Annotated in this window: 2 protein-coding genes; both read left to right on the top strand. The window is 56.6% G+C overall.

The window, feature by feature from the left end; genetic code table 11:
- Positions 1 to 30 precede the first annotated feature (30 nt).
- Positions 31 to 8421, top strand: a complete 8391-nt coding sequence (locus tag KO499_RS13440) for an SdrD B-like domain-containing protein (RefSeq protein WP_215984265.1) — start codon at positions 31 to 33, stop codon at positions 8419 to 8421.
- Positions 8418 to 12551: an OmpA family protein gene (locus KO499_RS13435; protein WP_215984264.1), complete on the top strand. Its 4134-nt coding sequence runs from the start codon at positions 8418 to 8420 to the stop codon at positions 12549 to 12551. Before KO499_RS13440 ends, KO499_RS13435 begins: the two co-directional genes overlap by 4 nt.
- Positions 12552 to 12581 lie beyond the last annotated feature (30 nt).

Here is a 12581-nt window from a genome sequence, read left to right as displayed (position 1 = left end):
CGCAGAATTCAATGATCAGGAAGGTTCTTTATGCTTCGTCCGGATACCAGTCAGAGAATTGTTCGGTTATTCCTCAGCCTGTGCGTGTTGAGCTCCATGGTTTTTTCCCTGGGAGCTCATGCGAACATTGGTGTCAGCAAGACACGGGCTGATGGTTTTACCGGCACACCTTATGTCGGCGATATTGATGGTTTCCGGATACGGCTGAGCAACAACTTCGAATCAGGCAATATCACGGGTGTGAGCTTTACAGACACAATGCCTGCGGGTTTCAGAGTGGCTGGGGCCGGAGTGGTGTCTCAGGTCTGTGAAGACGGAACGGGTGACCCGGAGGCGTTTGTCGGAACCGTTTCCGCTGCGCTGGGCAGCAACACGATTGAGCTGACTGGTGGCTCTATTCCGCCAAGAAACGGTGGTGGCGAGGCAGGGTACTGCGAGATCGTCGTTGAAGTGACGTCGACTCAAAGCGGTACGGGCACCAATACGCTGCCCGCGAGCAGCATTAATGGAACCCATGATGGTAATGCGGTAACCAACGCGGATGCGGCTCAGCAGTCCCTCAACTTCCAGGCATTGCCTGCGCCGACGATCAGCAAGAGTTTCAGTAGCAGTACTGTGGTAAAGGCGGATGAGGCAACACGTCTGACCATTACGATTTCTAACAGTGCATCTCAGCCCCTGCCGTTGAATGGCGCCGGAGACAGCCCGGCTTTCGCCATTCGTGACCAGCTTGGAACTTTCGGTTTGGCGGTGGCGCCAGATCCTGATGTACAGATCAGCTGCGGCGCGAACCCTCCTGCCTTTTCGCCAGCCGCTGCAGATACCACCATTACAGCGGTTGGCGGTGAGGTGCCAGCGAACAGTTCCTGTGAGCTGAGCGTTATGGTCGTGGCTGATGGCGTCAATAATGCCTATTCAACGAACGTGACCAACACCATTGATCGCACGAATGACTTTGGTAACCAGCGTGGCCTTACACCGGCTTCCGATGCTACCGCAAGCATGAGCGTAACCTCGGCGTTGCGTGTGGAAAAAGATTTTTCTCCCGCCACGGTTTCAGCCGGGCAGGAAGCCATCCTGACTATTCGCCTGACGAATGCTAGCCCGCTGAGCGCGCTGGATCTGGGTGCTTTTTCAGACGACATTGATGGTGCCGACAGTAATTTGCTGATCACCTCGGCCCCGACGGTTTCCTGTACCGGAGGATCAAGCCTGACGGGTCTGACGGGGCAGGGTACTGAGATTCTCGAATATACCAGCGGAACCTTGCAGCCGGATAGTAACTGCCTGATTACGGTGCCCTATACCGCGACTCTGGATGCCGCGGGCACAGCCCAGAGCTTTACCAATACGATTCCTGAGGGCGGCGTCGCAGTGACAAGCCCTGCGGATGTGGTCAGTCAGCCGGCGGTAGCGTCGGTTACTGTGGCGGACCGGTTCCGTGTTGAAAAAAGCAGCAGCCCTGCTGAGGTGGCGCCCGGGAACCCTGTGCGCTTTGATGTCCGGGTCAGAAATTTCAGCACTCAGCCACAAACGGTAACCGTGACGGATAACCTGCCAACCGGTATGGAGTTACTGGATTCAACCGAGTCGTATCCGGATCCCGTTTTGAGTGGTACGGGATGTTCTAACCTGGCGGTCGGTGGAACCCAGGCGAGCCCTGAATTCACCTTTGATATTCCTTCCGGCACGGCGGGCTCTCCGGCTGCGTGTTCGGTGCGTTTCTGGGCCATGGCCCCGGAAAGTGCTGAGGCGGGTGCCATTGTTAACACGATTGGCGGGGGAGACGTGTGTAATGGCGGCGGTATTTGCAGTGATACATCAGCTTCTGCCAGCTTCAGTAACAGTGGTGCCACACTGTCGGTTGAAAAAACGTTTGATGAGAGCTCCAAGCCGGAGGGTTCTCCGGCAACGATGACTCTGACCCTGGTGAACCTGTCTGCGGATCCGGTGACCAACATCACCCTGACAGACAATCTGCCGCTGGGAAGCAATGGCACTCCCATGTTGGTGGCTTCACCCAACAATGCGTCCAGCACCTGTGGTGGCGTTATCAGCGCATTGCCCGATAGTGATCAGGTGGTGCTGACGGGGGCCGAGGTTCCTGGCCGTGCGGATCTTGGTGTCGGTGATGCCGGGCGCTGCACGCTGACAGTCAACGTTACGGGTGCTGCGGGTTCGTATGTCAATGAACTGCCAGCGGGTGCGGCGACGGGTGATGAAACCCTGCCCGACGGGACGTCACGACAAGTTCAAAGCCCCGGGCCGGTGAGTCGGAATATCAACTTCCTGTCGGCATTGAGTGGCAGCAAGTCCTTTTTCCCCAATGTGATCCAGTCGGGTGGTAGCTCAACGGTGACTATCCGGTTGACCAACTCCCAGCCAGGTGTGCTGGAGGACGTCAGCGTTGTCGATAACCTGCCAGCAGGTATGCAGGTGAGTTCGCCGGCCAATGCCTATACAACGTGTGCGGGTGCCACTGTTATCAGTGCAGTGGAGGGCAGTGGTAGCGTCAGCCTCAGTGGGGCGGAAATTCCACAAGGCAGTTGTGATCTGCTGTTTGACGTCACGGCCACGGGCGGCAGTGACTGGGTCAATACCATCGCGCCGGGTGAGTTGACGGCGTCTGGCGGGGTGGAGAACGTAAACCCGATCAGCGCCACGTTGCAGAATGGCTCGGGCGGCGCGGTGATCGTTTCTCTGAACCATGCGACGCCTAGCCTGTCGGCTCCCGGAGCCGCCACGCAGCTTGTGATCACCTTGCTGAATAATGGCAGCCTGGATCTCAGTAATCTGAATCTGGAGAGCTACTTTACTGATACCGGCCTGGCTTCGGGCGCGTTGACCGGCGAGCTGATTGCAAGCACCGCGAATGCGTCCACAACCTGCACAGATGGTGCTGTCAGTGCCGTACCTGGTGAGACCTCACTGGCTCTTGTCGGGGCCAGTCTGGCGGCCGGGGACACCTGCACGGTCACCGTTGATGTGACAATGAACAGAGCGGGCACCGTGACCGCAATAATTCCTGCTACCAGCGTTACATCAGCGCAGGGAATATCCAATGCGGATGCCGCATCCAGTAGCCTTCAGACCAGCACCGGTCTGGGTGTGGTGAAGGAATTCACTCCCAAGGTTGTCTCCCCGGGGGAAAGCTCGCGTCTTCGTGTCACGTTGTTTAACCCGACGTCGCAGCCAGTTGAAAATCTGTCACTGGTGGATGCATTTCCGGCAGGGTTGGAGGTTGCCTCGCCGTCCAATGAGGTGACTACCTGCGGCGGAAGCCTGGCCAATACTACAGACCAGTTCTCTATCACTGGCGGTACCATTCCGGCGGGTTCAAGCGCCGAGCCGGCCAGTTGTTATCTGGAAATTGATGTGGTTGCCCCGGCGCAGGGGGATTACGTCAACGAGATCCCGACGGGTGCAGTGACCGGCGAAGTGGGTGGTGCTCCCGTCAGCAATAACGAGCCTGCGCAGGATACCCTTCGGGCGAAGTCCGCCTTGAGCGTCCATAAGGCGATTGAGGGGCTGACCCTGGATGCTGGTGATCCTGCCGGTTTCAGCACGGGCACAGCTCAGGGTTCGGCGGGCAATCCCTACCGTCTGACAATCAGCATCACTAACCCCAATAATGCAGCTCTCAGCGGGCTGGCCTTCACCGATACCTTGCCAGAAGGATTGGTAGTTGCGACTACCCCGAATGCCACGAACGGCTGTGGAGGAAGCGTGAGTGTTACGCCTTCCGGGACGGATGTGCGCCTTGCGGGCGGTTCCCTCGTTGCAAGCGAAACCTGCCTTGTTGCCGTGGATGTGCTGAGCAACGTGCCAGGAACCTATACCAATACGATTACCACCGGAACCGTAACGACAAACGAGGGCGTGACGAACGACGATCAGACCCGTGCGCAAATCGTGATTTCGTCGGCGCCGACAGTCGCCAAACAGTTTGAGCCAGCGGTTATTCCGCAAAACGGTGTTTCCCGTCTCACGATTTACGTCAACAATCCCAATGACGTTGACATGACGTTGACTTCAACCTTGACCGATAACCTGCCGGTATCTCCCGGGCCGGTGACGGTTGACGCAACACCTGATGTGGGCGGTACCTGCCCGGTTGCAAACGTCACGGCCACTGCGGGTGCTGGCCAGGTAAGCCTGGCGAGCGGAACAGTAGTTCCAGCCGGTGGCTGTACCGTTGAAGTGAATGTGACTGCGTCGGCCGCTGGAGAGCACACCAACACAATTGAGGCTGGCGCTCTGCAGACCGACCTGGGTGACAACCCGCAAGCGGCCTTTGGCACGCTGAATGTCAGCACACTGGGTTATGTGTCTGGCCGGGTGTATCTGGATAATGATCTGACCAATGGCGATGTCTTTGCGTCGGGGCAGGATACCCCGCTGGCAGGTGTCACCATTGAGTTACGTGATGGCAATAGCTGTGCCGGTCCGCTGGTTGCGGGTATCCCCACTTTGCAAAACCCGGGGCAAACCTCGGCATCCGGTAGCTTCCTGTTCAGTGGCCTGCCGGCTGGCACCTATTCGGTCTGTCAGCCCGAACAGCCCACAGGGTCACTTAACGGTGATCCGGTGACCGGCAGCATTGTTACCCTCAATGGAAGCACCGGCACAGCCGGCGTAGCGTCCAACCCCGAAACCGCGTCGGTGAAAAGCCAGATTGTAAACATTGTGCTGAACGAAAATGGCGCGGGTGAAGTCAGTGGCTCCGTGGGCAATCTGTTCCCCGAAGTGGCACCTTCGGATCTGGGGGGCACGGTCTTTATTGATGAGAATAATGACGGCGTGCGTCAGGGCAGTGAAAGCGGGATTGCTGGTGTCGAGATTGTACTGAGTGGCACCGACTGGCAGGGGCGATCCGTCGATCGCACAACGACCACCGATAATAGTGGCAATTACCAGTTTGAAGATTTGCCGCCGGGTACCTACAGCGTGACGGAGCCGGATCAGCCGACCGGCACCGCGAATGGTAAAACCAATGCCGGAGCAACGGGCGGCACGGTGTCCGGGGTAGATGAGACTCCGAGTAGGATCAGTAATATCGATCTGCCACCTGCTACCGTCCTCGAAGGTCTGGATTTTGGCGAGCTGGCAACGGGTCGAAGCATCTTTGGTCGGGTATTTCTTGACCGGAATGCCAGTGACATCTACGACGAAGATGACTCGGGCCTGGAGGGTCAGCGCATTGAGCTTTCGGGTGTCGATATCAATGGTAACAACGTTGATGTCGTGAGTCTTACCAATGCCGACGGGACCTTTGCCTTCACTGAACTCCCGGCTGGCGTGTATACACTGACTCAGCCGAATCAGCCCGGAGGAACCAGTAATGGCGTGACCATAGCCGGTTCAGCGGGCGGTGACGCTACGCTGCCAGAGGTGATCCCAAGTGCTATCGCCAACATTGATCTGACGGCCCAGAATATATCCGTTGGTAACGACTTTGGGGAATTGGTAAATCCGGCATCGCCGGGCCGAAGTATCTCAGGTCGGGTGTTTCACGATCTTGATCGTAACGCCCTCTACGACGGTGACGATGTCGGCCTTGGCGGTCAGACCATCGTGCTGTGGGGTGTGGATAACGACAATAATCCTGTGAACGCCACCACCGTTACCGCAAGTGACGGAACTTATATCTTCACGGGTTTGCCACCAGGTCTGTACCGACTGACACAACCGGACCAACCTGAAGGGTTGCAGAACGGTACCACCATTGCCGGATCGGCCGGTGGCCGGGTAACGGACGTTGATGTAACACCCAGTGTTATTCACGATATTGATCTCCGGAGCCTGTACTCATCGGATGAGAACAACTTCTCCGAATGGAGTGGAACCGATTCCGGTGATCGCTCTATCTCTGGTCGGGTGTTCCATGACAAGAACATCAACGATGTCTTTGACGGCACTGATGCCGGCCTTGGAGGGCAGCGTGTTGTGCTCACCGGCATTGATGAGGATGGCAACGCTGTCAGCGAAACCCGCACCACCGAGAGCGATGGCTCCTATCTCTTCGACGGATTGCCACCGGGTGTGTACGAAGTAACCCAGCCTGATCAGCCCGAGGGGCTTCAGAACGGTGCCACTATACCGGGTTCTGCTGGCGGGCAGGCGACAGAGACAACGACCACGCCGAGCGCCATCCGGCAGATTGACTTGACCAGCCAGTTCGCGTCAGTTGAAAACAACTTCGCCGAATGGACTGATTCAACCTCGGGTAACCGTTCCATTTCCGGTCGGGTTTTTCATGACCGGAACATCAACGATGCATACGACGACAATGACACGGGCCTGGGTGGTCAGCTTGTTGTGCTCTCCGGAACCGATGAGAATGGTAATTCCATCAGCGACAGCCGCATCACCGAGAGTGATGGCTCCTATGTCTTCGACGGATTGCCACCGGGTGTGTATCAGGTGACACAACCGGATCAGCCCGAGGGATTGCTGAATGGTACAACCATTCCGGGTACCGCTGGCGGCGAAGCCACTCCGGTATCAACCACGCCCAGTTCGATTTCAGTCATTGATTTGACCAGTGTTGCCCGGTCGGATGGAAATGACTTCGCCGAGTGGACCATCCCTTCGCTTTCCGGGCATGTGTGGCGAGATAGCAGTCACGACAACATCTTTGATCCCGGCGAAACCGGCGTTCCGGGATGGCCTGTAGAGCTGTGGCATGACGGCGTTGCAATCGCCGAAACGGTTACTGATTCGACCGGTGGCTATGAATTCAGCAATCTGACACCTGGCGAAGGTTACGAAGTGCGCTTCAGGCATCCTGATAGCGGCTATTACTTCGGTCGCCCCGTTCCGAATGAAAGCGGGGAAGAGTTTGCCCTGGGTGTCATCAGTCCGAGCAATCCGACGGGCGCGGATAACACGACGGGCCTGCTGAGTGAGATGGTGATTGTTGGTGGACAGGATATTGTTGAACAGAGCCTGCCTCTGGATCCTGCCGGTGTCGTCTATGATTCCGAAAGCCGCACGCCGGTTTCCGGCGCGACGGTGCGAATCATCGGCCCTGCAGGCTTTACGGCTGAGGATGTGCTCCAGGGTACGCTGGAACAGGTCACCGGCGATGATGGTATCTATCAGTTTGTTCTGCTTGATTCCGCTCCTTCGGGAACCTACACACTGGAATTGACCTCACCACCTGGGTATCTCTCAGGACTCTCTGATGTGATCCCTGTTTGTGACAACACGCTTTCTGTAAGGTCACTGACTGATACGGTGCTTGTTCAGACCAACAATCAGGCACCTGATAATCAGGCACCTCTGCACGACCCACTGTCCTGTGCTACCGACGCGTCAGTTCTGACCGGCGACGCAGAAGGAACCCGGTACTACACGAGTTTCGAGTTCAGTGACGGCGTTATGAGTCTGGTGAATAACCACTTGCCGGTTGATCCGATTCCGGACAGCGCGATTGCCGTCACCAAGACGACGCCAAAAGTCAGTGTTACCCGTGGTGAGTTAGTCCCTTACACGATTACCGCGACGAATACGCTGTCTGAACGTATCACTGATATTGATGTGCAGGATCAGATACCAAGTGGCTTCACGTACGTCAAAGATTCTGCGCGCGTCAACGATTTCGCTTATGAGCCGGTTGTTGAGGGTCGTCTTTTGACCTGGCCGGGACAATCTCTCAGCGGTAGTGAAGTTCTGACCATCAAGCTGCTTCTGGTTGTCGGGTCAGGTGTCGGATTCAACGACTACACCAATACGGCCTGGGCCTCCAGCCTGCCGGTATCCAGACGTCTGTCTGATGTTGCGTCGGCCGTTGTTCGGGTTGTTCCGGATCCGGTTTTCGACTGCACGGACATTATCGGCACCGTATACGACGATCAGAACCGCAATGGCTATCAGGATTCTGGTGAAGGTGGTCTGCCCGGGGTGCGTCTGGCCACACCGAGGGGATGGCTGATAACCACGGATGAGCATGGCCGTTACCACGTGGCCTGTGCCGATGTGCCAAGCGAGCTTCGCGGCGGCAATTTCATCATCAAGGTGGATGAGCGGACGCTACCAAGTGGTTACCGGATTATCACCGAGAATCCTCGTGTCTTGCGTATCACGCAGGGTCGGATGACCAAAGCCAATTTCGGGGCCAGCATCCACCGGGTTATTCGCCTGGATCTGGGCAGCGATGCCTTCAACTCCGACAACGAACTGAACTCCAACTACCAGACGCGCATGCAGGAAGTATTGGACCTGCTGCATGCCGAGCCATCAATACTGCGCATTGCTTATCGCATGCCGGTGGATTCACCGGTTGATCAGGCACGTGAGCGCATAGGATACATCCGCGACTGGATTACAGAGCGCTGGGAACCGGACGGTTGCTGTTATGACCTGCAACTTGAGGAAGAAATTGTGCCGGCGACTGACAGCGTGGAGGTGATCCGATGAAGGCTTTTAACTGGAAAATGAGCGCTGTTGTTGCGCTGATGTTTACGCCTCTGCTGGCACTGGCAGAGGAACGTCCACAGGAATGTGGTATGGAGGATGGGTGTGGTTTGCAGGGGCCCCGGGGGGCCATGCAGGACGAATCGCAAGTGCAGCGTCGTCCTTTTACTACAGGCTTGCCGGCCGTGCCCGAAGATTCTGAACGCGAATTGCCTCGCGAGCGGCTGATCCTGTGGCAACTGCCGGGTGATGTTCTGGCAGAGCGCACGCGGTTGTTGGGCGTCAATGGTGAAATAATCAGCTCGGTCATGCTGGATGATGACTTGCCGGTGGTGCGCTTTGAGTCCGGCCGGTCGGTGATTCCTGAGCCGGACAGTGAGGCGCTTCAGAAACTGTTGGATCGCCTGGCTGACAAACGCAATCTGCGCATGCGCTTCATTGGCCATACCGATCCACAGCGATTGTCGAAGCGGGCACAGGAGATTTATCGTGATAACTATGACCTCGGTCTGCAAAGGGCTCAGGAGGTGGGTGAAACATTCCGCCAGCGCCTGAACCTTGGCAGTGATCAGCTTGAGTTCTACAGCCGCGGGCCGGACGAGCCTTTGGTCAGTAACGACACTCTGGCAGGTATGGCGGTCAACCGCCGTGTGGAAATCGAGATCTGGTATGACGAAGTGACTCCGGTGGCGGCTCCGTTACCGTTAGTCTGTTCCACCGGTTCGGTAGCCTCCGATGAGTTGGCACCCTTCCGTATCAGTCTGGACGGTCAGCAGCAGGATGCCTCGGAGCAGCCAGGTAGTGCTGATGACCAACGCTGCGTCGACGTGGCGTTGGCCCGTGATCTGTTGCAGGTGCGTTATGACAACCTGTCGGCGAAGCCTCGCCTGAACGTGGTGTCTGGCCCTCGCCTGGCGCATGTCGGGGAGCCTGTGGAGTTTCGTGGCTACAGTAACTATCTGCACTGGATAGATCGTGCTGAAGTGCGGATCCTGGGGCGCAGAGGTGTGTTCTCGCAGCCTGATGTGTTGGCGACAGTCACTCTGGATGAGCACCTGGAAGGTGAATGGGTGCCTACCGGTGAGCTCCCCGAGCGAGTGTATTACCAGCTCAGGGTTTACGATACCGAGGACCGCTTCGATGAAACCAGTGTTCGGTCGCTGAACGTGTCACATTCACCGATGACTGACGAAGAAGCCGAGGATGCGAAAGCAGATCTTCTGGCGGGGTACGGCGAGAGCCGGTTGCAGCGCCACCGCATTCCGGTAGCCGGCGGTACCGTCACAGTGAACGGCAAGAAAATCAAGTCGGATCAGCAGGTGTATGTAATGGGACGGCCGGTACCGGTTGACCAGAAAGGTCACTTTGCCAGCAGTCAGATCATACCCCGAGGGTTGCACAGCGTAGAGGTTGCGGTGCTGGATAACGAGGGCAAGGGGCGTATCTATCGACGAGATCTGCGTCTTCCGGCCAAGGACTGGTTCACCGTGGCCATTGCCGACATTACCGTCGGTCAGCAAAACACCACCGGACCGGCCCGTCTGGTGACCGGCGAAGACCGCTATTACGACGACAAACTCTATGTCGACGGCCGACTGGCGTTCTACACCAAAGGTAAGATCGATAATAAGTACACGGTGACCGCGAGTGTTGATACCACTGAAGAATCCTTCAGCAGCATTCTGAGCAACTTCAACGACAAGAACCCCAGCGAGTTCCTCCGTCGTATGGATAGTGATCAGGGGTGGACAACCTTTGGTGACGATTCCACGCTGGTTGAGGATGCACCGACCCGAGGCAAGTTCTACCTTAAAGTGGAAGACGGAAAATCCCATGCGATGTGGGGGAATTTCCGGGAAGAGATTCGGGCAACAGAGTTAAGTCAGATCGATCGTAGTCTCTACGGCGCACAGCTTCGTTTCAACAGCGATGATTACACCGCTTTTGGCGAACGTCGTCTGCAGATTGAAGGGTTCGCGGCTCAGCCGGGTACGGCGTCGGCACGTGAAGAGTTCCGTGGTACCGGTGGCTCGCTGTACTTCCTGAAACACCAGGATCTGACTGAAGGTAGCGAGCGGGTACGTATTGAGGTTCGGGACCAGGATTCTAACCTGGTGCTGTACAGCCAGGATCTGGTTTCGGGCATTGATTATGATGTAAATGCCCTGCAAGGGCGGATCATCCTGTCCGAGCCGCTCTCCAGCACCGTTGATGGCAGTCTTCTGGTGCGATCTGGTGGCAGCCTTAGTGGCAATGCGGCTTATCTGGTGGTTGGCTACGAATATTCACCTGGCGTCGATGAACTGGACGACATCGCCGTGGGCGGACGGGCAGCTTACTGGGCTTCTGACTGGGCACGTATCGGCGTGACGGGCAGTCGGCAGGAGCAGACCGGTAGCGATACACAGGAGTTGGCAGGGGTTGATGTGCTGTTGCGCCAGAGTGACAGCAGCTGGATCAAGCTTGAATCGGCGCAAAGCACTGGCGACGGTTTTGAGCAGTTTACTTCCTTTGATGGTGGTTTTGGTTTCAGCAGCAGCGTGGTGGGAACCACCTCAGATGCCCGCGCCCACCGGTTGGAAACCGCATTCTCCCTGCGCGATCTGGGCAGTGAGAACGAGGGTGGCGGTACCTTCTACTTCGAGCAACGGGACGCTGGCTTTTCTGCACCAGGGCGTTTAACCAGCCTGGATACCCAGCAGGTTGGAGGTAGCTTCACGGCGCCGGTTGGCGATGATACCGAAGTGATCGTTAAAGCGGATGAGCTGGATGAGGACGGCGGTACCCTGAAGCGCTCGGCTGAGGCTGCGATTGCTCACGATCTCGATGAGAACTGGCAGCTTTCCGCGGGCATTCGGGCGGATGATCAGGAAACCCAGGTAGGCACCAACGACGGGAGTCGTAATGATCTCCTGGTGCAGGCGTTATACCGGGATAACGAAGACTGGTCGGTGTATGGCTTTACCCAGGGAACGCTTGATCGCAGTGGCACTCGCTCGGCCAACAACAGAGGCGGTGTAGGTGGTCATTATCGTATCAACCCCCGCACATCGCTCAGCGGTGAAATCTCCGACGGTAATCTGGGTGTGGGAGGCAAGGCCGGGGTTAATTACGATGCGTCTGACCGCACCAACCTGTACCTCAACTACGAACTGGACAATGATCGCACCGATGATGGCTTTGGTGGCCGAACCAGCCAGATCGTAACCGGTGCACGTTCGCGCTGGACCAACACGGTGAGTGTATACGCGGAGCAACGCTATCAGGACGCGAGCGAACAAAGTGGTCTGATTCAGGCCTATGGACTCGACTTTGCGCCGAATGATAACTGGAGCTATGGCCTGAACACGGAGTTCGGAACCATCAACAGTGAATTAGGTGATGAACTCAGACGGCGGGCTCTAGGTGGTAAAATCGGGTATAGCGGCGAAGAAGTGCTCTATGCCGGTGCTCTCGAATACCGTGAAGACAAAACCGATGCTGAAACCCGTGATGTCTGGCTGATGCGCAACAATTTCAGCTACAGGATCAACCCGGAATGGCGCTTTATCAGTAAGCTGGACCTTTCGATTGGCAACTCGACCCTGGGTGACTTCTTTGATGGTAACTTCGTTGAAGGGTCTGTCGGCTATGCCTACCGCCCGGTATTCAATGACAGGCTTAACTTGCTGACCAAGTATACTTACCTGTCTGATCTGGCACCGTCTGAACAGTTGAGCAGTTCTACTGGGAGCACCATCGATTATTCACAGCGCAGCCATGTTTTTGCGATCGACGGTATTTACGACCTGACAGAACGCTGGAGTGTGGGCGGACGATACGCTTATCGCTTGAGCGAACTGCGCATGAGTCGTGATGACTCAGCCGAATGGTTCGACAGTCGCGGGCAGCTTGCGGCCCTTCGCCTTGACTGGCACGTTACGCGTAAGTGGGATCTGATGACCGAGATTCGTCGACGTGATGAATATGCGGCTGACGATACCCGCACCGGTGCGTTGGTCGGTGTCTATCATCACTTTGGCAATCATTTGAAGGCCGGTCTCGGTTATAACTTCAGTGATTTCAGTGACGACCTGACGGATATGTCGTTCCGGACTCAGGGTTGGTTCATTAACGCTGTCGGTAAATATTGATCGATTGATCTCCTGGAGCTAAATAAAAAC

The organism is Marinobacter sp. F3R08, from assembly GCF_018860425.1.
Classification (GTDB): Bacteria; Pseudomonadota; Gammaproteobacteria; order Pseudomonadales; family Oleiphilaceae; genus Marinobacter.
Note: the sequence above shows the minus strand (reverse complement) of the source record. Positions and strands in the feature narration are given on the sequence as shown.

Coding starts and splice junctions, on each gene's coding strand:
- KO499_RS13440 (WP_215984265.1), top strand. CDS start 31: ATGCTTCGTCCGGATACCAGTCAGAGAATTGTTCGGTTATTCCTCAGC.
- KO499_RS13435 (WP_215984264.1), top strand. CDS start 8,418: ATGAAGGCTTTTAACTGGAAAATGAGCGCTGTTGTTGCGCTGATGTTT.